This window comes from Streptomyces sp. BK208, assembly GCF_004364245.1.
In the GTDB taxonomy this organism is placed as follows: domain Bacteria; phylum Actinomycetota; class Actinomycetes; order Streptomycetales; family Streptomycetaceae; genus Streptomyces.
In genome coordinates this window covers 286313-309214 of record NZ_SOAV01000011.1, presented here as the reverse complement: position 1 = coordinate 309214, position 22902 = coordinate 286313, and the positions used below count along the sequence as shown (strand labels likewise).

Sequence of the window (22902 nt, the reverse complement as noted above, 5' to 3'; positions counted from 1 at the left end):
CCCCCCCCGCCCCCCCCGCGCCCCCCCCCCCCCCCCCCCCCCCCCCCCCCCCCCCCCCCCCCCCACCCCCCCCGGGGGGGGGGGGGCCCCGGGGGGGGGGCGCCCCCCCCCCCCCGCCGCACTGGGGGCTGTCAGCCGGCGGCCGAGCGTTCGGTGTCCGGCGCGGTTTCCTGGGTGGCGGCCCAGGAGGCGAGAAGGCGCAGTCCTTCTTCGGAGGGGGAGCCGGGTTCGGCGGTGTAGATGGTAAGGGTGAGGCCGGGGGCGGCAGCCATCTCCAGGCCCTCGAAGGCCAGGGACAGATGGCCGACGGCGTGGTGGTGGAAGTGCTTGGTGCCGGTGCTGTGGTGGCGGACGTTGTGCGCGCCCCACCGGGTGCGGAAGGCGTCGCTGCGGGTGGACAGCTCCCCGACCAGGTCGTGAAGGTCCTTGTCGTGCGGGTTACGGCCGGCCTCGGTCCGCACAATGGCGACGGTGATGTCGGCGAAGGACTCCCAGTCCGGGTAGAAGCGGCGGGCGGCCGGGTCCAGGAAAGTGAAGCGGGCCAGGTTCTCCTGGTTCCCCGGGGTGGCGTAGAGGTCGCTGTAGAAGGCGCGGAAGAGCGGGTTGTCGGCGAGGATGTCCATGCGGCCGTCGCGGACGAACGCTGGCCCGGCGGTGACCGCGTCCAGCACCCATTGCAGGCTGCGGTGCGGCTTCCACTGCTCCTTGGTACGCCGGCGACGCGGACGGGTGAGCGTGTCGGAGCCGTCGGCGGCCTGGGCCAGGTTCACCAGGTGAGTGCGCTCGGCGTCATCCAGCCGCAGGGCGCGGACGAGGGCTTCCAGAACGGACGGCGAGACCCCGGCGATGTCACCGCGCTCCAGTTTGGAGTAGTACTCCACGCTCATGTCGGCCAGGGCCGCGACCTCACTGCGACGCAGGCCCGGCACCCGTCGCCGGGTGCCCGCGGGCAGTCCGACCTGGTCGGGGGTGATCTTCGCTCGCCGCGAGGTGAGGAACTCGCGGACCTCCTCACGGTTGTCCATGTCTTCGACGGTACGTCGCGCACAGGGCCGAAGGGATGCACTGCCAGTACACCTCTTGTCAGTGACTCGCTCCGCGCGGGAAGAGGGAGTTTCCTGGACAGCGTGGTGCTCCTTCCGGCCTCCCCCGGGCCGGACGGGGGCTCCGCCCCCAGAGCGCGGGCGGCATCGCCCTCCGTGCTCCGGACCTCGCCCTCTGTACCCGGTAACGCGAAGGAAGCTCTCTCATGCGCAGCGCAGTGATCCACGCCCCCGGCGACATCCGCTTCGAGACCCTTCAGGATCCGAAGATCCTCAAGCCGACCGACGCGATCATCCGTACCGCCGTGACCTGCGTGTGCGGCTCGGACCTGTGGCCCTACCGCGGCGCGGAGCCCACCGACCAGGCGCACCCGATGGGCCACGAGTACGTCGGCTTCGTCGAGGAGGTCGGATCCGAGGTCACCTCGGTCAAGCCCGGCCAGTTCGTCGTCGGCTCGTTCGCCACCTCGGACAACACCTGCGCGAACTGCCGCAATGGGTTCCAGTCCAGCTGCCTGAACCGCGAGTTCATGACCACCTGCCAGGCCGACTACGTACGCATCCCCAACGCCCAGGGCACCCTGGTGGCCACCGACGGCGTGCCGGACGAGAAGTTCTGGCCCGGTCTGCTGGCCGTCTCGGACGTGATGGGCACCGGCTGGTGGGCCGCCGACGCGGCCGAGGTCAAGCCCGGCTCCACCGCCGTCGTCGTCGGTGACGGCGCGGTCGGCCTGTGCGCGGTGATCGCCGCGAAAGAACTGGGCGCGGAGCGGATCATCGCCATGTCCCGCCACGAGTCCCGGCAGAAGCTCGCCCAGGAGTTCGGCGCGACCGACATCGTCACCGAGCGTGGCGAGGAAGGCGTCGCCCGGGTCAAGGAGATGACCGGCGGGATCGGCGCGGACTCCGTGCTGGAGTGCGTCGGCACCGCCCAGGCCATGCAGCAGGCCCTCCACTCCGCCCGCCCCGGCGGCAACGTCGGTTTCGTCGGCGTCCCGCACGAGGTCACCGTCGACGGCCAGGAACTGTTCTTCTCCCACGTCGGCCTGCGCGGCGGCCCCGCCCCGGTACGCCGCTACCTGACCGACCTGATCGACCGCGTCCTGTCGGGGCGCATCGACCCGGGCAATGTCTTCGACCTCACCCTGCCTCTGGACCAGGTCGCCGAGGGCTACAAGGCCATGGACGAGCGCCGCGCGATCAAGACCCTCCTCAAGCCCTGACCTCTTCTCTTGGACAAGGAACAGCCATGCACATCACCCGCAGCTCGATCGACACCGTCAAGGGTCCAGCGGACTGGTTCACCGGCGACGTCTACATTGACGCCGTGGCCGCGGCCCCCTCACCGTCCCGGGTCACCGCGTCGCTGGTGCACTTCATGCCCGGTGCCCGCACCCACTGGCACCGCCACCCGCTGGGCCAGACCGTCTTCGTCACCGAAGGCGTCGGCCTGTGCCAGCGCCGCGGCGGACCGATCGAGGTCATCCGGCCCGGCGACCGCGTCCTGTTCGAGGCCGAAGAAGAGCACTGGCACGGTGCTGCTCCGAACCGGCTGATGGTCCACCTGGCCATCAACGAAGGCGACGACACCCACGACGTCGTGCACTGGCTGACCCCCGTCACCGACGAGGAGTACGCCCAAGCCCCGGCCATCAGCTAAACCCAGGGCTCCCTGGCTCAGGTTCGCCGGGGGCCGCACGCTTGTGGAGGATGGCCCCGCTGCCCCTGCCCCTGCCCTTGCCCTTGCCGTGATCCACACCCGCCTTTCCCCGGGGCCAATGCGGCCCGCCCCCCATTTCGCTGAGGAGAACACCGTGACCACCTTCGCTGTCGTCGGCGCCGGCCCCGGCCTTGGTCTCGCCGCCGCCCGCCGCTTCGGGAATGCGGGCCACAGCGTCGCCCTCCTCTCGCGCAGCGCCCGGCACCAGCACAACATGGCCGCCGAACTGGTGAGGGAACACATCAACGCCCGCGGCTTCACCGCCGATGTCCTCGACCCCGCCTCCCTCACCGCAGCCCTGCAAGAGGCCGCGGACATGCTGGGGCCCATCGAGATCCTCCAGTTCAGCCCGGTGCCCCGTGGCGACTTCATGAAGCCAGTCCTGGACACCACCGCAACCGACCTGGACGATCCCCTGGCGTTCTCCGTGAAGGCCCCGGTCACCTGTGTGAACACGGTTCTGCCCGGAATGCGTGAGCTCGGGCGGGGCACACTGCTGTTCGTCAACGGCGGCAGCGCGGTACGCCCGAAGGCCGGCGTGGCCGGTACCTCGATCGCGTTCGCCGCCGAAAGCGCGTATGCGGCGATGCTCCACACCGCGCTCGCCGACGAGAACATCCACGCCACTCAGCTCATCGTGCCCGGGGCGATCAGCCCCGACTCCGAGCACTCCAGCCCCGAGGTGCTGGCCGAGCTGCTGTACAGCCTGCACACCGGCCGCAAGGGTTTTCGCCACTACGCCGAGCCCATGCCCGAGCCGCAGGACGGCACCCCATGACCTTCCCCGTTCGCCGGGCTCTGACTGCCACCGCCACCACCGGTCTACTGCTGCTGGCCGCCTGCGCCTGCTCCGACACCTCACCCGAGCAGACACCGGCCACCGACTCCCCTTCGTCGGCGTCCGGGCAGCCACAGACCTCGGTGTCAGCAAGCACGTCCGGATCAGACAGGAGAACTCCGATGGACATCCACGTCACCATCGACGGCCGGCCCGTCGACGCGACGTTGAACGACAGCCCCGCTGCCCGTGATCTGGCCTCCCTGCTCCCGCTCACCCTGGACCTGGAGGACTTCCACGACACCGAGCGGATCGCCGATCCGCCCAGGAAGCTGACCACCGAAGGTGCCCCCGAACCGGCCGCGGCAAAGGTCGGAGACATCGCCTACTTCGCGCCGTGGGGCAACCTCGCCATCTTCTACAAGGACGGCCCCTCCGCCTCGTCCGACCTGCTGATCCTCGGCCACATCGACGCCGACGCCGACCAGTTGTCCGGGGCCGACCGGATCACCATCAAGGCCGCCTCCTGACCTCGCCCACCCCACCTCCTCGTACGGGAAGAAGTTTTCGCATGTCCTCCGCCACCGGGTCCGCCCCCGGCAAGCTGCCCTTCGTCGTCTGGGTGCTCGCCGCCGGCACGTTCCTGATGGGCACCACCGAGTTCGTCATCGCCGGACTGCTGCCCGAGATGGCCGCCGACCTGAACGTGAGCGTGTCGCACGCCGGCCTGTTGATCACCGCGTTCGCCGTCGGCATGATCGTCGGCGGGCCCACGATGGCCATGGCCACCCTGCGCCTGCCTCAGCGCCATACCCTCATCGGAGCCCTCGCTGTCTTCGCCCTCGGGCACGCGGTGGCCGCGCTCGGCACCTCCTTCACTGTCGTCCTGATCGCCCGAGTGGTGACCGCCCTGGCCACCGGAGCGTTTTGGGCGGTCGGCTTCGTCATCGCCACCACAGCCGCCGGGCCTGCGAGCGCCACACGGGCGGTCGGCGTCATGATGGGCGGCCTCACGCTGGCCAACGTCGTCGGCGTCCCGATCGGCTCGTTCGTCGGCCAGTACACCGGCTGGCGCGGCCCGTTCTGGGCGCTGGCCGTCCTCGCCACACTGGCCGCCACATTCGTCGGCCGGTTCGTCCCCCGCACCGAGCAGCGGGTCGCGGTGTCGGTGCGGGCCGAGGTCCGTGCCCTCAAGCAGGGGCGGCTGTGGCTGGCGCTCGGCGCGGCCGTGCTGATCATGGGCGGAGTCCTGGCGACGTACACCTACATCACCCCGCTGCTGACCGACCGGGCGGGCATCCCGGCCGGCGCCGTACCCCTGGTACTGATCGCCTTCGGCATCGGGGCGCTGGGCGGCACCGCCATCGGCGGCCGGCTCGGTGACCACCGCCCGATGGTCACCACGATCACCGCATCGGCGGCCACCTCCCTCATCCTGCTGGCCCTGATCCCCGCCTCGAACAGCCCGGTGGCTGCTGTGATCCTGGTGTTCGGCATGGCACTGGCCGGGTTCACCGTCAACCCGGTCGTCACCTCCCTCGCCGTCCGCTTCGCAGGCGACGCCCCCACCCTCACCTCGGCGCTGTCCACCTCCGGCTACAACACCGGCATCGCCGCCGGTTCCCTCGTCGCGGGCCGGGCCCTGGACTCCTCGCTCGGCCTGACCGGCCCGGCGCTGGTCGGCGCGGTCTTCGCCGCGCTCACCCTGCTGCCCCTGATCGCCCTCGCACTGCGCGGCACCACCGGCCCGTCCCGGATCGTTGCCCACCACACCACCGACACCACCGACGCCGCCGAGCCGCGAGCGGCGGACGCCACCGCGACGTCCGCACGCTGAACTCCACGTCCGTACACCTTTGTTGGGAGCCAACATCATGAACCCCACGTACGACTTCACCGGCCAGGTCGCCTTCGTCACCGGCGCCTCGTCCGGTAGTGGACGCTGGCACCGATCCTGAGACGGGGAAGCGGAAGCAACTCCGGCGTACCTTCAACACGCTGAGGGAAGCGAAGGCGGAGTACGCCCGCATCACCAGCAAGCGGCATGAAGGGACGTTCGTCCCGCCCAACAAGGTCACCGTGAACGAGTGGCTGGATCAGTGGCTCGTGATGAAGGCCGAAGACCTGGAGCCGACCACGGTCTACAACTACCGGGTGACGCTGCATCGTGTACGCGGGAAGCTCGGGAACGTCCGGCTGCAGGAACTCACGGAGGACCATGTGATGGCGTGGATGCAGTGGGCGCTCCAGGGGGCCGTATGCGGGGCGGGAGGCGGGGACGGGTCTCGGGGTCACCTCCGTTGACATGAGCCTGGCCAGACTGAAAAACGCCTTGAACCGCGCTGTCACGCGCGGTCTGGTGACCGTCAACGTAGCCCGCGAGGTGCACATTCCGCTGAAGGCCCGGAAGGCGGAGCGGAAGACTGAGGAGGTTGTCCAGCCGTGGAACGCCTCGGAGGTGGGTGCCTTCGTCGCTGCGATGAAGAGTGACCGCCTGTTCGCGCCACTGCTGCTGTCCGTGATGGGGCTCCGTCCGGCGGAGGTCTGCGGCCTGCGGTGGTCGGACATCGACCTGGACGCGGCCACGCTCAGCATCGCCAACACCCGGACCATGATGGGCAACCGCACGGTGGTGGAGAAGGACACGAAGAGCATGGCGGGGGAGCGTGTGTTGCCGATTCCGAGCCTCGTACGGGAGGCGCTGAAGACGTTCCGCGCCACGCAAGCAGTGGAACGCCTGGCGGCGGGCGAGGGGTACGAGGGCGGCGGGCATGTGCTCGTGGATGAACTTGGAGGCGCGCTGAACGGTCGGCAGCTCCGAACGCGGGCCTACAAAATAATGGACGCAAACGGCCTTCGCAGGGTCCGTCTGTACGATGCTCGGGCGTCTCGCCTCACGTACTTCGCCAACAACGGGGTGCCGGACCACCTGCTCGCCAGGTGGGCCGGACGCACGAACGTGAAGACGACGAAGAAGTGGTACGTGAAGCCGGACGTGGCGGACCTGCTTCCGGCGGCGGAGGCATGGGGAGGTCTCGCAGGGGGCGTGTGACAGATCGTGACAGATGAAGGTGTGAACCCGTGACAGAAGGCAAGACCGAGACGCTGCAATACCGCTTTGACGGGCCAGAACACCTACCAGTCCTGATCTTGGGCCCGTCTCTCGGTACTACATGGCACATGTGGGACCGGCAGGTGCCGGAACTGGCCCAGCAGTGGCGGGTCTTCCGTTTCGACCTGCCCGGACACGGCGGCGCCCCGGCCCACCCGGCGGGGTCCGTGGCCGAACTCACCACACGTCTGCTGGCCACCCTCGACGGACTCGGCGTGCAGCGCTTCGGCTACGCGGGCTGCGCGTTCGGCGGCGCGGTCGGCATCGAGCTGGCGCTGCGCCACCCCGAGCGTCTCGCCTCCCTCGCGCTGATCGCCGCCTCGCCCCGCTTCGGCACAGCCGACGAGTTCCGCCAGCGCGGCGTGATCGTGCGCACCAACGGGCTCGACCCCATCGCCCGCAGTTCCCCCGAGCGCTGGTTCACCGGCGGGTACGCGGCAGCCCAGCCCGCGATCACCGAGTGGGCGGTGCAGATGGTGCGGACCACCGACCCGGGCTGCTACATCTCCGCCTGCGAGGCGCTCGCCGCGTTCGACGTACGGGGCGAGCTCGGCCGGGTCGGCGTGCCGACGCTGGTCCTCGTCGGCTCCGACGACCAGGTCACCGGCCCCGCCGAGGCCCGCACCCTGGTCGCCGGCATCCCCGACGCCCGCCTCGCCGTCGTCCCGGGCGCCTCCCATCTGGTCCCGGTGGAGCAGCCCGCGGCCGTCACCGACCTGCTGGTGCGGCACTTCACCACCGCCTGGCAGGCCGTCCACGACGCCGCCTCCACCGGGCAGATCCCCGTCCCGGCCCAGCTCCGTCCCGCCCCGCACCCGGTTCCGGCCCCGGGCGTCCCGGGCGTCCCGGCCGGGCCCGTCCAGCCGGTACCGGCTCCACCGCAGGCCGCGCCGATCGCCGAGATCGCCGCGGCCCCCGTCGTGCCGCCGCAGGACCGGGGGAGGCCCGACCCGTACGACGCCGGGCTGAAGGTGCGCCGTGAAGTCCTGGGCGACGGACACGTCGACCAGGCGCTCGCGCAGGCGGACGAGTTCTCCGGAGACTTCCAGGAGCTGCTCACGCGCTACGCGTGGGGCGAGGTCTGGAACCGGCCGGGCCTGGACCGGCGCTCCCGCAGCTGTGTCACCCTCACCGCCCTCGTCGCCGGCGGCCACCTGGAGGAGCTCGCGCCCCACCTCCGCGCCGCCCTGCGCAACGGCCTCACCCCGGGCGAGATCAAGGAGGTGCTGCTCCAGGCGGCCGTCTACTGCGGCGTGCCCGCCGCGAGCGGTGCCTTCCGGGTGGCCCAGCAGGTCATCCGCGAGGAGACCACACCGCCGGAGTGAGCCGCGCGGGCCGGTGGCGGGCGCCCGGCGGCAGGATGGGAGTCATGAAGCTCACCAAGAAGTCACACTCCTGCGTCCGCCTCGAAAAGGACGGGCGGACGCTCGTCCTGGACCCCGGCGGGTTCAGCGAGGAGGACGCCGCCCTCGGCGCGGACGCGATCCTCGTCACCCACGAGCACCCGGACCACTTCGACGAGCCGCGGCTGCGCGCCGCCATGGAGGACAACCCGGCGGCCCGGATCTGGACGCTGCGGTCCGTCGCGGAGCGGATCTCGGCGGCGTTCCCGGGCCGTGTCCACACCGTCGGCCACGGCGACACCTTCACCGCCGCCGGCTTCGACGTACAGGTCCACGGGGAGCTGCACGCGGTGATCCATCCGGACATCCCGCGCATCACCAACGTCGGCTTCCTCGTGGACGGCGGCAAGGTCTTCCACCCCGGCGACGCCCTCACCGTGCCCGACCAGCCGGTCGACACGCTGATGCTCCCGGTCATGGCCCCCTGGAACAAGATCGCCGAGGTCATCGAGTACGTCCGTGAGGTGCGGCCGCGGCGGGCCTACGACATCCACGACGCGCTGCTCACCGACCTCGCCCGCCCGATCTACGACCGCCAGATCGGCGAGCTGGGCGGCAGCGAGCACCTGCGGCTGACGCCGGGCGACTCCGCCCGGGTGTGACGTCCGACCCGGGTCCGGGCCGGGCACGGGGCCAGGTCCGGGGCCGGACCCGGCGGGACCGCGTTGTCAGTCCCGCCGGGTAGGTTGTGGGGCATGCGCATCGCGACCTGGAACGTGAACTCGATCACCGCCCGCCTGCCGAGGCTGCTCGCCTGGCTGGAGAGCAGCGGCACCGACGTGCTGTGCCTCCAGGAGGCCAAGGTCGCCGAGGCGCAGTTCCCCTTCGACGAGCTGCGCGAGGCGGGGTACGAGGCGGCCGTCCACGCCACCGGCCGGTGGAACGGGGTGGCGGTGCTCTCCCGCGTGGGCCTCGCGGACGTGGTCAAGGGCCTGCCGGGCGACCCCGGCTACGACGGTGTCCAGGAGCCCCGCGCCATCTCCGCCACCTGCGGACCCGCCCGCGTCTGGTCGGTGTACGTGCCCAACGGCCGCGAGGTGGAGCACCCGCACTACGCCTACAAGCTCCAGTGGTTCGAGGCGCTGCGCGCCGCCGTGGAGAGCGACGCGGCCGGCGAGCGCCCCTTCGCCGTGATGGGTGACTACAACGTCGCGCCGACGGACGAGGACGTCTACGACCGCGCCGCCTTCGAGGGCGCCACCCACGTCACCCCCGCCGAGCGCGCCGCCCTCGCCTCCCTGCGCGGCGCCGGCCTGTCCGACGTGGTCCCGCGTCCGCTGAAGTACGACCGCCCCTACACGTACTGGGACTACCGCCAGCTCTGCTTCCCCAAGAACCGCGGCATGCGCATCGACCTGGTGTACGGCAACGAGCCCTTCGCCAAGGCGGTCACCGACTCCTACGTCGACCGGGAGGAGCGCAAGGGCAAGGGCGCCTCGGACCACGCACCGGTCGTGGTGGACCTGGACCTGTAGCCGTTCGCGCCGCCCGCACACCCCGCGCGCCCTGTGGTGCACATGGCGGTACGAATGACAGTCTGGACGTATGAACTTCCCCTTCCTGGGCAGGCGGCGCGAAGATCCCCGGGCGCACGACGCGGAGGGCATCGGCGAACTGCTCGCCGACTGTGACCTGCTGCGCTCCCAGGCGCTGCGGGAGGGGGTCCGACTCGACGACTCGGCGCTCTCGCTGGAGCAGCTGGACCAGGTTCTGCCACGCTGGCGCAGCGACGAGGAGATCCTGACCTGGCTGGGCAACGACGCGGGTCTGTACCTCGGCACCGTGATCGTGCGCACCGTGCCAGGCGCCGTCTGGACCATCCGGGCCGACGGACAGCCGGTCGTCCGGCTCGCCTCCGGCCGGGAGTTCGACGTGGTGGCCAACGGCCACGCGTGGGCGGAGGACGGCGTGCCCGAACTCTCGCAGCTGTACGGCGAGGTCGCCGAAACGTGAGCCGCTTCTCCTCTCCCGAGACCGTCCGCCTTAAATAGGGGTAATGCCCGAAAGGTGCGTGTCGGTCGCATCCATGCTGTTTGTCCCTATACGTTGCCGTGGTCGGAGCGCACAGCGAACGCACGGGGGACCTACGCAGGATGCAGCCGGAGATCACTGCTCGCGGGCGAGGAGAAGGTCAGCTGCACACCGGCGAGCGATCTCGTCGAGGCACTGCCCGACGACGTGACGCTCGCCGGTCGGCTCAGCGCGAAGTGCCGGACGACGACGTCGAGGGCAGATACCTGGGCGCCCGCCAGGCGTCCAGCCGGTGCTCCACCGCCGCACCCAGGGACAGCAGTTCGGCGTCATGCCGGTCCCCGGCCATGAGGAGCAGCCCGACCGGGAGTTCACCGACGAACCCGGCGGGCACGGACAGTGAGGGGTATCCGGCGACGGCGGCAGGGGTGGAGGACGGGATCACGTCGTTGTCGCCCCGCGCGCAGTCGGTGGTCCACGCGGGCGGGTTCGCCGGGGAGGCGATGGCGTCCAGGTCGTGCGCGGCCATCACCTCGTCGATGGACCGCCGGGACAGGTCCGTCAGCTCCGCGCGCATCGCCCGGTACTCGGGGTCGGTCGTGGACGGTGCGGTCAGCGCCTGCTCGAACAGCTCCTGACCGGCGAAACAGGTCCGTTCCCGCGGGTGGGTGCGGTTGAACTCGATCAGCTCGGCCAGGTCCCGCGGCCCGCCGCGGGTGGCCAGGTAGGCGTCGATGTCCCGGTGGAACTCGCTCAGCAGCGCCGGGAACTCCAGCTCGGCCAGTCGCTCCTGGTACGGCATGTCCACCTCGACGACCTCGGCCCCCGCGGCGCTCAGCCGCTCGGCGGTACGGGTCATGAGGGCGTCCACGTCGGCCCCCAGCGACGGCAGCCGCCACAGGCCGATCCGTTTGCCGCGCAAGGTGCCGGGGCGCCCCGCCGCGTCCGTGAGGCTCGGCGAACCGTCGGCGCGCACGGTGTCACGGCCGCTGAGCACGGAGAGGGTGAGCGCGGTGTCGGTCACGTTGCGCGCCATGGGGCCGGCCGTGTCCTGCTGCGCGGAGATCGGTACGACGCCCGACTGACTCACCACCCCGAGACTGGGCTTGAGGCCGACCACGCCGTTCATCCCGGCGGGGCACACGATGGAGCCGTCCGTCTCGGTGCCGATCGCCACCTGCGCCAGCGACGCGGCGAGCGCCGCGGCCGAACCGGAGGACGACCCGCAGGGGTTGCGGTCCAGGACGTAGGGGTTGTTCGTCTGGCCCCCGACCGCCGACCATCCCGAGGTCGGCTTCGCGGAACGGAAGTTGGCCCATTCGGACAGGTTGGCCTTGCCGAGGATCACCGCGCCGGCCGCCCGCAGCTTCTCGACCAGGTCGGCATCGGTGGCCGGCGGCCTTCCTGCGAGTGCCAGCGACCCGGCGGTCGTCGGCATGTCGCGGGTGTTCACATTGTCCTTGAGCAGGACGGGGATGCCGTCCAGTGGCCCGCGGGCCCGACCGAGGCGATGCCTGAGGTCGCTGGCGGCCGCCTGGCGCAGGGCCGTGGGGCTGGTGCGCAGCACCGCGTTGATCCTCGGGTCGACGGCCTTGATCCGCCGCAGATAGGCGAGGGTCAGCCCGAACGAGGACAGGGACCCGCGCTTCATGCGGGCCTGCAGTTCGGGAATGGTCACCGTGTCGAGGTTCACCCCGCGGACCAGCGTCGACTCGGCGGATCGCGCCGCGTCACCGGGCCCGGAGCCGGCGGTCCGGGCCGGTCGGCCGGGCGCGGCGGCAACGAGGGGGACCAGGACCAGGATCGCGGTCAGGGTCGCCAGTCTTCTCTTCTTCATGACGGACAGCCCACTACACGGGACCTTGCTGCACAAGGGGCGCCCGTCGCAGGGGAGTTGGGCGCATTCCACCCCCTTGACGGGTCCCGCTCCTCCGCTAAGGTCTAGACCTGCGCGCTCAGGTATGGACCTCAGCGGGCAGGTGTTGCCTCGTCGGCAACGTCGTACGCAAGCCGGGGCAGGCTGGTTCGACGTGCACCGAAGGGAAACGTGATGTCATGCGCATGAAAAGACGAGTGGCGGCCGCCGTAGGGGCGCTGGTCGCCCCGGTGGTGGCCCTGAGCCTGCCGGCACCCACGGCCGCCGCCCACGGCTGGGTGGTCTCGCCGGGCAGCAGGCAGGATCAGTGCGCCAACCGCGTGGTGCAGTGCGGTCAGATCAAGTGGGAACCGGCCAGCGTGGAAGGCCCCAAGGGGCTGCGCAACTGCAGTGGCGGGGACGCCCGGTGGGCCGACCTGGACGACGACGCCAAGGGCTGGCGGGTCACGCCGATCGGCACCACCCACACCTTCACCTGGACCATCGAGGCGCGGCACGCCACCAGCAACTGGCAGTACTTCATCGGCGACCGGAAGATCGCCCAGTTCGACGGCCGCGGGGCCCTGCCGCCCGCCTCGGTCAGCCACCGGCTGGACTTCAGCGGGTTCACCGGGCGGCAGAAGGTGCTCGCGGTCTGGAACATCGCGGACACCGCCAACGCCTTCTACGCCTGTATCGACGTCAGCATCGGCGGCGATGGTGGTGACGGTGGTGGTGGCGATGACGGTGGTGGCGGCGATCAGCCGGACGACTGCGCCGCGGGTGCCTGGAGCGCCGGGACCGTCTACAACGGCGGGGAGACCGTGTCCCATGCCGGACACACCTGGCGTGCCAAGTGGTGGGTGACGGGCGAGGAACCCGGCACCACCGGTCAATGGGGCGTCTGGGAGGACCTCGGCGCCTGCTGAACCGTCGCACGATCCCGGCACGACCGGCCGGTGTGCGCCACGAGTGGGCGCACACCGGCCCTCGACGGTGCGGGACCGAGCCGGTCCCGGGCGAACCCTCTCGATGGCGAGGCCGAGCGGCCGGTGTGCAACCGGCCGTGAGCCGGACGGAACCGGCCGCTGATCAGGACTCGCTGCCCGACGTGCGACTCCAGGGCTCGCGCGGGCGCCGTCGGCGAAAACAGGGCCGAGGATGCGACCGGTATCGGGGCCCGACCGAACTCATCCTGCTTGCCACAGAGTCGCCTCCGGTCGGCGCACCGCGACTCACCACCGAGTGACGCACTCGGGGCACGGCCATGTCGGAGTGGCTCTCGTCAGGTCATCACTGCGTGGAGCCCTCCGTCGACGTGGAGTATCTCACCTGTGGTTGCGGAGAGCCAGTCGGACAGGAGGAGTATGCAGGCGCGTGCCGGAGGCGTTGGGTCGCTGACATCCCAGCTGAGGGGCGGGCGGTTTCTCCAGATGGTCTCCAGATGGTCCGTGTTGGGGATTGCGCGGGCGGCGACCGTGCGGATCATGCCGGCTGCGACGAGGTTCACTCGGATATGACGTTCGGCCAGGTAGAGCGCCAGGTAGCGAGCAACTGCCTCAAGCGCGGCCTTGGAAACGCCCATCCAGTCGTATCCGGGCCAGGCCAGTGAGGCATCGAAGTCGAGCCCCACGACGGATGCTCCGTCTTCGAGCACGTCGGCGCAGGAGGCGGTGAGGGCCTGGAGCGAGAAGGCAGAGACGTGGAGTGCTGTGGCGGCGTCCTGCCATGGAGTGTCCAGGAACCGTCCTCCGAGAGCCCCCGGTGGGGCGTAGGCGATGGAGTGCATGATGCCGTCGAGGGCACCGAGGTGCCGGGTCACTTCCAGGGGGAGCCGCTCGAGGTCTTCGGGCCGGGTCACGTCAAGGCGAATGACGGGTGCGGGAGCCGGCAGAAGCCGGGTCATTTCCTCCGTGATCGGCAGCGCCCGGCCGAAGGACGTCAGTACGATCTCCGCCCCTTGCTCCTGAGCGATCCTCGCAACCTGGAATGCGATCGACATGTCCGAGAGCACCCCCGTGATCAGCAGTCTTTTGCCGTTGAGCAAACCGGCGCTCCCGGGCGTCGCAAGGTCTGTCATACGCCCATCCCGAGGCCGCCGCTGACCGGGACGAGGGCTCCGGAGATGTAGGACGCATCCTCGCTGGCGAGGAACCGGACTGCGCTCGCCACCTCCTGGGGTGTTCCGGGCCGCCCCAGGGCCGTCAGCGCGATGAGTTCCGATCGGCGTGCGGGAGTGACGCTTTCTGTCATGGCAGTGTCGATAAAGCCAGGGGCGACAACGTTGACCGTTATGCCCCGGGTGCCGAGTTCGCGGGCGAGTGAGCGAGCGAGCCCCACCAGTCCTGTCTTGGACGCGGCGTAGTTCGCCTGTCCGGGAGAGCCCATCATTCCGGAGAAGGAGGAGATGAAGATGAGCCGCCCTCCTCTGTTCTCCAGCATTCCGGGGATGGCTCGCCTGGCCGTGCGGAAGGCTCCGGTGAGGTTGGTGTCGAGGAGGTCGGTGAAGTCGTCCTCGGTCATCTGCAGGGCGAGTCGGTCCCGCATGACGCCCGCGTTGGCGACCATGACCTGAACCGGACCTTGCTCCCTTTCGATCCTCTCGAACGCGGCGTCGACGGATTCTGCGTCGGTGACGTCGCACCGCACCCCGAGAAACCCTTGCGGTGGTGATCCTGAGCGGAACCCGCAGGCGACGCGGTCGCCTTGGTCGGCGAAGGACTGGGCAATGCTGAGACCGATGCCGCGGCTGGCTCCCGTGACGAAGACGGAGCGGCCGGTCATGATGTCGCCGCTCGCAGGATCAGTACGGCGTTCTGCCCTCCGAAGCCGAAGGAATGACAGGCGGCAGCGGTGACGTCTTGCATGCGCGCGGTTCCGGCAACGATGTCCAGCGAGATGGCCGGGTCGAGTTGCTCCAGGTTTGCGGTGGGTGGTACAAGGCCGTGCTCGATGGTCAGCGCTGTATACGCCGCCTCGATGGCACCGGCGGCTCCCAGGGCGTGGCCGGTGACGCCCTTGGTGGATGTGACCGAGGGGCGGTTGTCGAGGACCCGGCCGATCAGCTCAGCTTCCATGATGTCGTTCTTCTCGGTCGAGGTGCCGTGAGCGTTGACGTGGTCGATGTCCCGTGCGGCGAGGCCGGCGTCTTCAAGTGCGGCTTGCAACGCTCGCTGTGGCCCCTTGCCTGTGGGGTCCGGAGCGGAGGCGTGATGTCCGTCGGCGCTGGCGCCGAAACCGCTGACCAGTGCGTGCACTGGGGCTCCCCGGCGGTGGGCGTCGTCCTCCCGTTCGAGGATCAGGATGGCTGCTGCCTCCGCGGCGACGAAGCCGTCACGTGCCGCATCGAAGGGACGGGACGCGGTCTCGGGGGTCTCGGTGCGGCGGGAGAGGGCACCCATCTGGTGGTACGCGGCCATCGGGGTGGGGCTGAGGGGGGCCTCGGTTGCGCCGGTGATGACGATGTCGCAGACGCGGGAGCGAAGCATCTGCCGTGCGATGCCGATCGCGGTTGCTCCCGAGGCGCAGGCGGTGGAGACCACGAGATTGGGTCCCAGCGCCCGGCAGTACATGGCGAGGTACCCCGAAATCATGCTGACGGGCCAGTTCACCATCACGAGTGGGGAGACGTGTGCGGCTCCCTCGTTGTGCAGGGCCGTGTGGGCGGCTTCGTAGGAAGCGGTTCCGCCGAGTGCGTTGCCGAGAATCACCGCCACGCGTGTTTCGTTCCAGCTTTCGGGACGAAGTCGGGCGTCTGCGAGCGCCTCTTTGGCCGCGACCAGGCCGAGTTGCGTGACTCGGTCCAGGCGCCAGGCCGTCGACCGTCCGAGCAGGGCATCCGCGTCGAAGTCGGGTACGCGGCAGGCGATATCCACCGGAAGACCCGACAGGCCGGGGTCGTGTTGCGCGGTGGCGCGACCGGAGAGAACGCGATGCCAGTTCTTCTCCACGCCGATACCCGCCGGGGTGACGAGGCCGAGTCCGGTGATCGCGACGGGGGTGCCGGGCTCAGGTGGTCGGGCCATCAGGGCGCTCCATTTCGGTCCTGACCAGTTCCACAAGCTTGGATACGGTGCCACTGCTGTCCATGTCCTCGGTGGGCAGTTGCCGTCCCAGGCGTTTTCCCAGGGTGAGGCTCACCTCGATGAGGGCGAGGGAGTCCAGCCCGATCTCTTCGAGATTCGTTCCGAGGGCCACTTTGTCGCGGGGGACACCGAACTTCTGCTCGAGAATCTGTGCAAGAAGGTCGAGCGTGGCCTGTTCACTCATGCTCATGACATTGAACCTCTGGTGCTGACGGGTTTCGATGTGTTTGTTCTCGTGCGGTGTCAGGCACATGTGAGTGAGGGCCAGATCAGTGTCGTGGCCCCCCATGTGGCTCCCCCACCGAACGCGGTGAGCACGACCCGGTGGCCCGGGACGAGAGCTCCGGACCGGTTGGCGTGTTCCAGAGCGAGCGGAATGGAAGCAGCGGCGGTGTTCCCGACCCGGTCGAGATGGACCACCAGGCGCTCCGGCGCGATGTTGAGCTGTTCCGCGACGCTGTGCAGAAGGCGGAGATTGGCCTGGTGGGCGACGATCCTGTCCACGTCCTCCGCGGCCCATCCGGTGTGGGCGAGCGAAGCGCGCGTCGCTTCGCTCATCCGGTTCACCGCGTGGTGGAAGACGGCCCTGCCCCGCATGGAGAAGTAGCGGTTGTCGTCGTGGCCGTCCGGGCTGGTTGCGTGAGGCTGTTCTGAGCCCCCCGCGAGCACGGTGATGAGGTCAGCCAGAGATCCGTCGCTGCCGAGCACGGAGCGGCCGATCGCGCCTGGCTCGTCCGGCGTCCCGGCCCGCAGGACCACCGCGCCCGCGCCATCGCCGAACACGACCGCGGATGAGCGGTCACTGGGATTGATGAGTGTGCTGAACGCCTCTGCCGCGATGACGAGTACGCGATCGGCCGCCTCGCTGACGATGATGGAGGCCGCCGTGCTGAGCGCATACAGGAAACCGGAGCACACGGCGTCGAGGTCGAAGGCCGGCCGGCCTCCGAGGCCCAGGGCGTGAGCGACTTTGGGGGCGGAGGCCGGGCAGAGCCTGTCCGGTGTCGTGGTGGCAAGGAGCACGGCGTCAATGTCTCGGGTGCCTGCCGACTGCAGTGCCCGGGCGCCTGCCTGTTCCGCAAGGTGGGAGGTGGGCATGCCGGGGGAGACGATGTGCCGGGCGACGATGCCGGTCCGGGTTCGGATCCAGTGGTCCGACGTGTCGTGGCGCTGTGCCAGTTCGTCATTGGTGACGATACGGGGCGGAAGCCAGGATCCGATGCCGCTGAGCACCGCCGCCCTCATCGCTGGACTCCCCGGGCTTCGGCCCCGGCACGGCGCGGGTTCCCCAGGAACAGCCGGGCGGTGGGTACGGCGGGCCAAGGCCGATGGGCTGAGCGTGGCCAGAGTCGGTGCGGCGAGAGGAGGAGGCGAGCGGCATGGAGGTTGTCATGCGCTTGTTCCCTGCCGCCTGCGGCGTTCCTCTGCCTGATCGATTCTGTGCTCCTAGTTCCCAGACGGGCGACGAGGCGCAGAGAGCACAGGGCAGGGGCTGGCTTCTCCTCCTCTGCCGTGGCAGACCCTTGTGAGGGAAGCATCATGGCCGCTCCTGAGGCTGTGGGCCGAACATCACTGTGCCGGCCAGGAAGACCGAGCGCATGTGCCGAGTTCCCGGGAAGTGGTTCAGTCCACAAAAGGCTGTGCTGTCAGTGATGATGGGGGATCGAGGTCAACGGATCGCATATCTGCTTGTGACCTCTCGATATCGAAAGGCTGGCTGGCCCTGGGGGTTTTGTGAAGACTCGCCTGCGGGGCGCTCGACTCACTCGGGACCCCGGGTTTCGCTCCCTCTGCCACTGTGCGCGCCGCCGCACTGCGGCGCACGCAGAATAGAGAGGTTCGCTACCGCGTGTACAAAAGCGCTCCACGTGCTCCCTGCCGGGTTCGGTGTGGCTGTGCTGTGCTGCAGAAAGCCTGTCGAGACAAGATGCGGTAACCACAACGGAGATCGAGTCGATTGGACGGTAAGCTTGGTGCAACTGCCCGGAGAAGAAACCCGTGAACGGCGTTTCGAACGCGGTATGCACGTCTTGGACCAAGTGGACGGTGAGGCCGGCCGTCGGGTCGTCGAGGCTCTGCAGGACACCTCGCCGGAACTTGTCTACCAGGGGATTGCCTGGGGGTTCGGGGAAATCTATGCCCGCAGTGAGCTCACTCTACGTGAACGGGAGTTGGTCACCCTGGGCGCACTCGCCGCCATGGGAGGCTGCGAGTCTCAGGTGGAGGTCCACGTCCATGCCGCTCTCAATGTGGGCCTGAGCCCTGAGGAGGTCACCGAAGCACTTCTGCAGATCTTTGTGCACTGTGGAATGGCCCGGGCGATCAATGCCACGCTAGTCGCCAAGAAGGTCTTCTCGGAGCGCGGAATCAAGCTGCCGGCGCCCCGAAGTACGGACAGCACGACGCCGAGAACCTGAGGGCGGACGGCGTACCGCGCCACGGGCTCGAAGCCACGTTCCGGATCGGTTCCCGGCGTCCACCTCCTGCTTTCCCGCCGCGTCCCACCGAGCACGACGGAGGAATCATGCGTGACAGGGATGACGCCGTACGAGAGAGTTCGCTCGAGATCGTCAACCAGTGGATCCACCTGTTCAATACCGATGTGCACCGGATGGTTGATGAGGTCTACAGTGACGATTTCCGGCTTGTGATTCCCGGCCTGGTAGACGTAACGGGCAAGGGTAGACTTCATGAGCTCGAAGACCAGGTCCTGACCGCAGCGCCGGATCGCCGGGGCACAATCCTCAGTTCGGCTCTGACGGACGACCATACGATCGTGCACGGTGAGCTGAAAGGGTCCGACCCCGACACGGGCAGGGAATGGACGACCTACTGGTGTTCCTTTCTGACCTTGCGTGAAGGTCAGGTGACCAGCGACCTCTCCTACATCGATCCGTCCGCGTGGCCGGGCTTCCGGACCCGTAACGCCTAGCGACGGCGCACTGCCGTGGGCCGGAGAGCTGGGGCCCTGCACCACCGGCTGGTCCGGTCGGAAGAGCCGTCCGTCCTCCCGGACAGATGAGGAGCAACTCGCATGGACAGGACCGCTTTCCTGTTCCCCGGCCAGGGCGCCAATGTCGGCCAGGATGCTGCCGCGCTCCTGCCCGGCGCCGCCTCGGTGGTGGCAGAGGTGTTGGACGAGGTGGACCAGGCCGGGACGCCGTTCGGCCTGGGCGTCACCCGCAAGGGTGCGGCCGGCAGTCCTCAGCTCACCCTGTACGCCACCTCCGTCGCCGTGATGCGGGTGCTCGCCCTGCGTGGAATCGAGCCGGACATGGCGTTGGGCTACAGCCTGGGAGAGATCCCAGCCCTGGTGTGCGCGGGGGCGCTCTCCGTCAGTGACGGTGCCCTGGGTGTGTGTTACCTGGTCAGGTCGATGCGTGCCTATGAAGGGCTGGGGGGCGTGGCCCTGGTGCGCGGGAGCGCCGAGCAGATACAGCCCGTACTGGCGGCGGGAGGCGGCGAGGTGGTCATCGGTGGGTACAACCAGGACCGCCTGCTGGTGTTGACTGGGCCTGGTGCACCGTTGCGCGCCGTGCTGGAGGAGGCGGCCGAGGCGGGTCTGCGTCCCAGGGAGCTCGACGTCCCCTACATGATCCATCATCCGGCGCTGGCCGGGACAGTGGCTCGTTACGCCAAGGACATGGCCGTTCTGGAGCAACGCCCGCTCCGGCGCCCCGTGTACTCGCCCCTCGCGGGCCGCTGGTACACCGACGACGACGACCTGGCCCGGTGTCTGGCCGAGAACGTGGCCAATCCGGTGCGTCTGCCGTCGGCACTTGTCGCGCTCGCGCAGGCCGGCGCGACCACCTTCGTCGAGTGCGGGCCGCCTGCCGGAATCACACAGGCAGTCTGGGAGGTCGTGGGTCAGAAGCACCCTGGGGCCAGGGCCTACTGCCCGTTGTCGGGGCTTCCCGTCGTCTCCTGATGGGGCGCGGTGCGCTTGTGACGGTCCACGCTCACCCTGAGCAGCGGCCCTGACACAGCCGACGTGATCACCGCGACCAGTACGAGAACGGTGTACAGCTCGGAGCTGAACACTCCGATGGACAGTCCCACGGAGGCCACCACGATGGTGACCACTCCCCGTCCGTTGATGCCGATGCCGACGGCGAAGGCCTCCCACGGTGGGGAGCCGGTCCATCTGGCGGCGGCATACCCTCCGACGACCTTGCCGACGGTGGCTACGGCCAGCACGGCCGCTGCGGCGGTGAGCGGCTTCCACCCGGCCAGACCTGCGAAGTCGACCTTGAGGCCGACGGTCGAGAAGAAGAGCGGGGCCAACACTCTCAGCACCACGGCGGACAGCGGGCCTCGCTCCTCCGCCAGTTGTGGCGCGCGACGGCCGAGGGCCACCCCGGCGATGAACGGCCCGAAAACCGCTTCCAGACCGGCGAGGCCACTGGCTCCGGCGCTGACCAGGAACAGCACGGCCATCCCCGCGGCGGCGTCGGCGCCACGTCTGGCCTCCAAGCAGCGCCCCGCGAGCCGCCCGGCCAGCCAGCACCCCACGCTGACCGCCACCATGGCGCCCGACGTGACCGCGATCGCGTACGGGCCGGATGCCTGCTCACGGCCCAGTGAAGCCAGCGCCGCGAGCAGGAGCCAGCCCACCGCGTCGTCGACGGCTGAGACCATCAGCACGAACTGCCCTATGCGGTGACGGAGCAGTCCCAGATCGGTAAGGGTCTTGGCGATGACGGGTACGGCTGTGAAAGCCAACGCCACACCCACGAACAGCGCGAACTCGACGGATCGGCCGGCCTGCGGACCCCGCCAGGCAACGGGGAGGTGGAAGGCCAGAGTGAAACCGCCTGCCAGCGGCAGCAGCAGCCCGCAGGCTGCCACGGTCGACACGGTCCGCACGTCGATGCCTGTCAACCGGAGCTCCAGGCCGGCCAGGCCGACGAGGAAGACCACCCCCAGCTGCGCCACCGCCGCCAGCGATGCCTGGTCGCCGGCGTCGCCCATGATCCACCGCCCTGCCGGCGGCCAGACGCTGCCCAGGACGGCGGGCCCCAGGACTACTCCCGCGCACAGCTCTCCTGTCACTGCCGGAGTCCCAAGCCGGGAGGCCACCCGGCCGAGACCGCGCGCGGCTGCCAGCAGCAGGGCCGCGCGGATCAGAAAGGAACTGGTGCCGGCGGCCGGTGTCATCGCACCGGCCACCGACACCAGCGGATCACGCCAGCTCACGTGTCTTCCTGTGGCTGCTCCTCAGACTCAACCGGCAGCCAGCGCCTGCCGTCCTCCGAAGCTCGCAGACCGCCTGCGAGCAGCGCGCCCTCCGTGAGCTGCCCGCGGTGCTGCTGACCTCGCGCCACGAGGGTCTGGGATTCCGCCAATGCCGTGGCTGCCAGCGGCACCTCGAAGAGTCCCTGGGCGTCACCGAGCTCATTGGTGGTCGTTGTCACTCCCACCAGGGCCTCCCGCGCCTTCTCGGTCCGCGCGGCCGCGGTCAGCGGATCTTCAGGAAGGAGTTCCCCCGACGCGACTCCGCCGACGAGGTCCACGAACGCCTCGGCCGCGCCGCCCTGTTGACCGGTGATTCTCTGCGCCTGCCAGAAGTAGGACTTCTCGTCCAGGTTCGTTCCGTAGAAGGAGACGAGGAAGTCGTGCAGGGAGGTGAACTCACGCCGGTAGCGGCGCTCGAACTCCTGAAACGCCGGCTCCTCCGCCACGAGCCCGGCCAGCACCGAGTTCACCGACCGTGCGGCCAGCATCCCCGCGTAGGTGGCCAGATGCACGCCCGTGGAGAGCACCGGGTCGACGAAGCACGCCGCATCCCCGATCAATGCCATCCCTGGCGCGTGCATGGCGGTTTGCGTGTACGAAAAGTCCTTTCGCACCCGCAGACGGTCGTACGGCGGCTCCGTAGCACGTTCCGCCCCTTCCAGGTACTCGCTGATCAGGGGAGACTCCGCGATCAGTGCTCGGTACGCCTCCTCCGGATCGCCCTGGATCCTGCCGGCCAGCTCGCTTCTCACCACAGCTCCGACGCTGGTCAGCGTCGGCGAGAGCGGGATGTACCAGAACCAGCCGCTGTCGAAGGCGACGGACAGTACGTTCCCGGAGTTGGGTTCCGGAATCCGCTTGCCGCCCTTGAAGTAGCCGAACAGGGCGACGTGCTTGAAGAACGGCGAGTACTTCCGTTCGCCTCCGACCTCGTTGTGCAGGCGTCCTGTGTGGCCGGACGCGTCCAGCACGAACTGGGCGGAGGCTTCGCCGGACTTGCCCTGCGGGTCGGTGAAACCGACCCCGGTGACCCGCGAGCCGTCCCGCAGCACCCTGACCACGGGGTGCTCCTCGCGGACCTCCACTCCCGCCCGCTCAGCATTGCGCAGCATGATGTCGTCGAACCTGGACCGCTCGACCTGGTACGAGAAACCCGTCGGCTCGCTCATGCGGTCCGAGGTGGTGAAGGCGAAGGTCCACAGGTCCGGGTTCTTGCCCCAGCGGAAGGAGCCTCCGCGCTTGACGGTGAACCCCGCTTCCCTGAGGGCCCCGTCCACACCGAGCATCGGGCATATTCCGTGCACGGTCGCAGGCAGCAGAGACTCACCGATCTGATATCGCGGGAACCTCTCCTTCTCCAGAAGCAGTACCCGGTTACCGTCCAGGGCGATGAGTGTCGCCGCAGTGGAACCCGCGGGGCCCCCGCCAATCACAATCGCATCGTAAGAATCTCCGGGCACAGGCTCTCCAGCGTTTCGCGAGATGGGAAGTGAGCCTGTTCGTGGGCGTCCGAAGCGAAAACGCCGCGCTCTATGCAGAATCAGCGGCTTAGGCCGCCTCACGCACTAGACGCACTTGAGGGTGTCATTCATATTCCCATCACCACGGCCCCCTCAAATAGGGGGCGCGCAGGGAGTGCGGGGAGCATCGAGTGTCAACGGGTGCGCCCAGGGCGGCGCTCCTGAGCACACATCAGTTTC

General features: G+C 69.4%; 24 protein-coding genes. 15 read left to right on the top strand and 9 right to left on the bottom strand.

Annotated features, from left to right (window positions below; all coding sequences use genetic code 11):
- Positions 1 to 131: 131 nt before the first annotated feature.
- A complete protein-coding gene (locus EV562_RS26440) occupies positions 132 to 1025 on the bottom strand; it encodes a helix-turn-helix transcriptional regulator (protein WP_133889357.1) in 894 nt (297 codons plus the stop codon).
- 224 nt (positions 1026 to 1249) lie between these two features.
- On the opposite strand from EV562_RS26440, the gene EV562_RS26435 reads away from it, so the two are divergent.
- From EV562_RS26435 to EV562_RS26385, 11 genes are all read left to right on the top strand, one after another.
- Positions 1250 to 2266, top strand: coding sequence for a zinc-dependent alcohol dehydrogenase family protein (locus EV562_RS26435; RefSeq protein ID WP_133889356.1), 1017 nt, complete (start codon positions 1250 to 1252; stop codon positions 2264 to 2266).
- Between the two features lie 26 nt (positions 2267 to 2292).
- Positions 2293 to 2703 (top strand): cupin domain-containing protein, encoded by a 411-nt coding sequence (locus tag EV562_RS26430; RefSeq protein WP_133889355.1) that lies wholly within the window; start codon positions 2293 to 2295, stop codon positions 2701 to 2703.
- 154 nt (positions 2704 to 2857) lie between these two features.
- On the top strand, positions 2858 to 3541 hold the full coding sequence (locus EV562_RS26425; protein WP_133889354.1) for an SDR family NAD(P)-dependent oxidoreductase: 684 nt from the start codon (positions 2858 to 2860) through the stop codon (positions 3539 to 3541).
- Positions 3542 to 3723: 182 nt separating this feature from the next.
- A complete protein-coding gene (locus EV562_RS26420; RefSeq protein ID WP_347877077.1) occupies positions 3724 to 4071 on the top strand; it encodes a cyclophilin-like fold protein in 348 nt (115 codons plus the stop codon).
- A gap of 41 nt (positions 4072 to 4112) precedes the next feature.
- A complete protein-coding gene (locus tag EV562_RS26415; RefSeq protein WP_243860179.1) occupies positions 4113 to 5378 on the top strand; it encodes an MFS transporter in 1266 nt (421 codons plus the stop codon).
- A 98-nt stretch (positions 5379 to 5476) separates the two neighbouring features.
- Positions 5477 to 5845 (top strand): Arm DNA-binding domain-containing protein, encoded by a 369-nt coding sequence (locus tag EV562_RS35695; protein WP_243860178.1) that lies wholly within the window; start codon positions 5477 to 5479, stop codon positions 5843 to 5845.
- A gap of 1 nt (position 5846) precedes the next feature.
- Positions 5847 to 6593 carry a site-specific integrase gene (locus tag EV562_RS26405; RefSeq protein WP_243860177.1) on the top strand — a complete coding sequence of 249 codons (747 nt, stop codon included), beginning with the start codon at positions 5847 to 5849 and terminating at the stop codon, positions 6591 to 6593.
- A 29-nt stretch (positions 6594 to 6622) separates the two neighbouring features.
- Positions 6623 to 7978: an alpha/beta fold hydrolase gene (locus tag EV562_RS26400; protein WP_133889352.1), complete on the top strand. Its 1356-nt coding sequence runs from the start codon at positions 6623 to 6625 to the stop codon at positions 7976 to 7978.
- A gap of 44 nt (positions 7979 to 8022) precedes the next feature.
- Positions 8023 to 8658: an MBL fold metallo-hydrolase gene (locus EV562_RS26395; RefSeq protein WP_133889351.1), complete on the top strand. Its 636-nt coding sequence runs from the start codon at positions 8023 to 8025 to the stop codon at positions 8656 to 8658.
- Positions 8659 to 8751: 93 nt separating this feature from the next.
- Positions 8752 to 9531, top strand: coding sequence for an exodeoxyribonuclease III (locus tag EV562_RS26390; RefSeq protein WP_133889350.1), 780 nt, complete (start codon positions 8752 to 8754; stop codon positions 9529 to 9531).
- Between the two features lie 70 nt (positions 9532 to 9601).
- A complete protein-coding gene (locus EV562_RS26385) occupies positions 9602 to 10009 on the top strand; it encodes a DUF6278 family protein (protein ID WP_133889349.1) in 408 nt (135 codons plus the stop codon).
- Between the two features lie 244 nt (positions 10010 to 10253).
- Here EV562_RS26385 and EV562_RS26380 read toward each other — a convergent pair whose 3' ends face one another.
- Positions 10254 to 11864 (bottom strand): amidase family protein, encoded by a 1611-nt coding sequence (locus EV562_RS26380; RefSeq protein WP_133889348.1) that lies wholly within the window; start codon positions 11862 to 11864, stop codon positions 10254 to 10256.
- Positions 11865 to 12082: 218 nt separating this feature from the next.
- Between EV562_RS26380 and EV562_RS26375 the strand changes: the two genes are divergently transcribed.
- Positions 12083 to 12811: a lytic polysaccharide monooxygenase gene (locus tag EV562_RS26375; RefSeq protein WP_133889347.1), complete on the top strand. Its 729-nt coding sequence runs from the start codon at positions 12083 to 12085 to the stop codon at positions 12809 to 12811.
- 356 nt (positions 12812 to 13167) lie between these two features.
- Here EV562_RS26375 and fabI read toward each other — a convergent pair whose 3' ends face one another.
- From fabI to EV562_RS26350, 5 genes are read right to left on the bottom strand one after another with little or no spacing between them, the layout of a single operon-like run.
- Positions 13168 to 13962 carry an enoyl-ACP reductase FabI gene (fabI, locus tag EV562_RS26370; RefSeq protein ID WP_133889346.1) on the bottom strand — a complete coding sequence of 265 codons (795 nt, stop codon included), beginning with the start codon at positions 13960 to 13962 and terminating at the stop codon, positions 13168 to 13170.
- The gene (gene fabG / locus EV562_RS26365) at positions 13959 to 14666 is read right to left on the bottom strand and encodes a 3-oxoacyl-ACP reductase FabG (RefSeq protein ID WP_133889345.1); all 708 of its coding nucleotides are present in this window, start codon (positions 14664 to 14666) and stop codon (positions 13959 to 13961) included. The genes fabI and fabG overlap by 4 nt, the downstream gene beginning before the upstream one ends.
- Positions 14663 to 15907 (bottom strand): beta-ketoacyl-[acyl-carrier-protein] synthase family protein, encoded by a 1245-nt coding sequence (locus EV562_RS26360; RefSeq protein WP_208298426.1) that lies wholly within the window; start codon positions 15905 to 15907, stop codon positions 14663 to 14665. Before EV562_RS26360 ends, fabG begins: the two co-directional genes overlap by 4 nt.
- On the bottom strand, positions 15891 to 16151 hold the full coding sequence (locus tag EV562_RS26355; RefSeq protein WP_166661998.1) for an acyl carrier protein: 261 nt from the start codon (positions 16149 to 16151) through the stop codon (positions 15891 to 15893). The genes EV562_RS26360 and EV562_RS26355 overlap by 17 nt, the downstream gene beginning before the upstream one ends.
- A 59-nt stretch (positions 16152 to 16210) precedes the next feature.
- Entirely contained in the window at positions 16211 to 17200 is a 990-nt protein-coding gene (locus EV562_RS26350; RefSeq protein WP_347877076.1) for a beta-ketoacyl-ACP synthase III, read from the bottom strand.
- A 788-nt stretch (positions 17201 to 17988) separates the two neighbouring features.
- Here EV562_RS26350 and EV562_RS26345 point away from each other — a divergent pair.
- From EV562_RS26345 to EV562_RS26335, 3 genes are all read left to right on the top strand, one after another.
- Positions 17989 to 18384, top strand: a complete 396-nt coding sequence (locus EV562_RS26345; protein WP_133889375.1) for a carboxymuconolactone decarboxylase family protein — start codon at positions 17989 to 17991, stop codon at positions 18382 to 18384.
- Between the two features lie 107 nt (positions 18385 to 18491).
- The gene (locus EV562_RS26340; RefSeq protein WP_133889342.1) at positions 18492 to 18899 is read left to right on the top strand and encodes a nuclear transport factor 2 family protein; all 408 of its coding nucleotides are present in this window, start codon (positions 18492 to 18494) and stop codon (positions 18897 to 18899) included.
- Between the two features lie 102 nt (positions 18900 to 19001).
- On the top strand, positions 19002 to 19895 hold the full coding sequence (locus tag EV562_RS26335) for an acyltransferase domain-containing protein (RefSeq protein ID WP_133889341.1): 894 nt from the start codon (positions 19002 to 19004) through the stop codon (positions 19893 to 19895).
- On the opposite strand, the gene EV562_RS26330 is transcribed toward EV562_RS26335, so the two are convergent.
- The gene (locus tag EV562_RS26330; RefSeq protein WP_133889340.1) at positions 19859 to 21163 is read right to left on the bottom strand and encodes a cation:proton antiporter; all 1305 of its coding nucleotides are present in this window, start codon (positions 21161 to 21163) and stop codon (positions 19859 to 19861) included. The two genes, EV562_RS26335 and EV562_RS26330, sit on opposite strands and share 37 nt — an antisense overlap.
- Positions 21160 to 22662, bottom strand: coding sequence for a tryptophan 7-halogenase (locus EV562_RS26325; RefSeq protein ID WP_133889339.1), 1503 nt, complete (start codon positions 22660 to 22662; stop codon positions 21160 to 21162). The genes EV562_RS26330 and EV562_RS26325 overlap by 4 nt, the downstream gene beginning before the upstream one ends.
- Positions 22663 to 22902 lie beyond the last annotated feature (240 nt).

Bases quoted from the DNA above. Each gene is read 5' to 3' on its own strand.
- EV562_RS26440 (WP_133889357.1), bottom strand. From the start codon at position 1,025: ATGGACAACCGTGAGGAGGTCCGCGAGTTCCTCACCTCGCGGCGAGCG.
- EV562_RS26435 (WP_133889356.1), top strand. From the start codon at position 1,250: ATGCGCAGCGCAGTGATCCACGCCCCCGGCGACATCCGCTTCGAGACC.
- EV562_RS26430 (WP_133889355.1), top strand. From the start codon at position 2,293: ATGCACATCACCCGCAGCTCGATCGACACCGTCAAGGGTCCAGCGGAC.
- EV562_RS26420 (WP_347877077.1), top strand. From the start codon at position 3,724: ATGGACATCCACGTCACCATCGACGGCCGGCCCGTCGACGCGACGTTG.
- EV562_RS26415 (WP_243860179.1), top strand. From the start codon at position 4,113: ATGTCCTCCGCCACCGGGTCCGCCCCCGGCAAGCTGCCCTTCGTCGTC.
- EV562_RS26405 (WP_243860177.1), top strand. From the start codon at position 5,847: ATGAGCCTGGCCAGACTGAAAAACGCCTTGAACCGCGCTGTCACGCGC.
- EV562_RS26395 (WP_133889351.1), top strand. From the start codon at position 8,023: ATGAAGCTCACCAAGAAGTCACACTCCTGCGTCCGCCTCGAAAAGGAC.
- EV562_RS26390 (WP_133889350.1), top strand. From the start codon at position 8,752: ATGCGCATCGCGACCTGGAACGTGAACTCGATCACCGCCCGCCTGCCG.
- EV562_RS26385 (WP_133889349.1), top strand. From the start codon at position 9,602: ATGAACTTCCCCTTCCTGGGCAGGCGGCGCGAAGATCCCCGGGCGCAC.
- EV562_RS26380 (WP_133889348.1), bottom strand. From the start codon at position 11,864: ATGAAGAAGAGAAGACTGGCGACCCTGACCGCGATCCTGGTCCTGGTC.
- EV562_RS26375 (WP_133889347.1), top strand. From the start codon at position 12,083: ATGCGCATGAAAAGACGAGTGGCGGCCGCCGTAGGGGCGCTGGTCGCC.
- fabI (WP_133889346.1), bottom strand. From the start codon at position 13,962: ATGACAGACCTTGCGACGCCCGGGAGCGCCGGTTTGCTCAACGGCAAA.
- fabG (WP_133889345.1), bottom strand. From the start codon at position 14,666: ATGACCGGCCGCTCCGTCTTCGTCACGGGAGCCAGCCGCGGCATCGGT.
- EV562_RS26360 (WP_208298426.1), bottom strand. From the start codon at position 15,907: ATGGCCCGACCACCTGAGCCCGGCACCCCCGTCGCGATCACCGGACTC.
- EV562_RS26355 (WP_166661998.1), bottom strand. From the start codon at position 16,151: ATGAGTGAACAGGCCACGCTCGACCTTCTTGCACAGATTCTCGAGCAG.
- EV562_RS26345 (WP_133889375.1), top strand. From the start codon at position 17,989: ATGCACGTCTTGGACCAAGTGGACGGTGAGGCCGGCCGTCGGGTCGTC.
- EV562_RS26340 (WP_133889342.1), top strand. From the start codon at position 18,492: ATGCGTGACAGGGATGACGCCGTACGAGAGAGTTCGCTCGAGATCGTC.
- EV562_RS26335 (WP_133889341.1), top strand. From the start codon at position 19,002: ATGGACAGGACCGCTTTCCTGTTCCCCGGCCAGGGCGCCAATGTCGGC.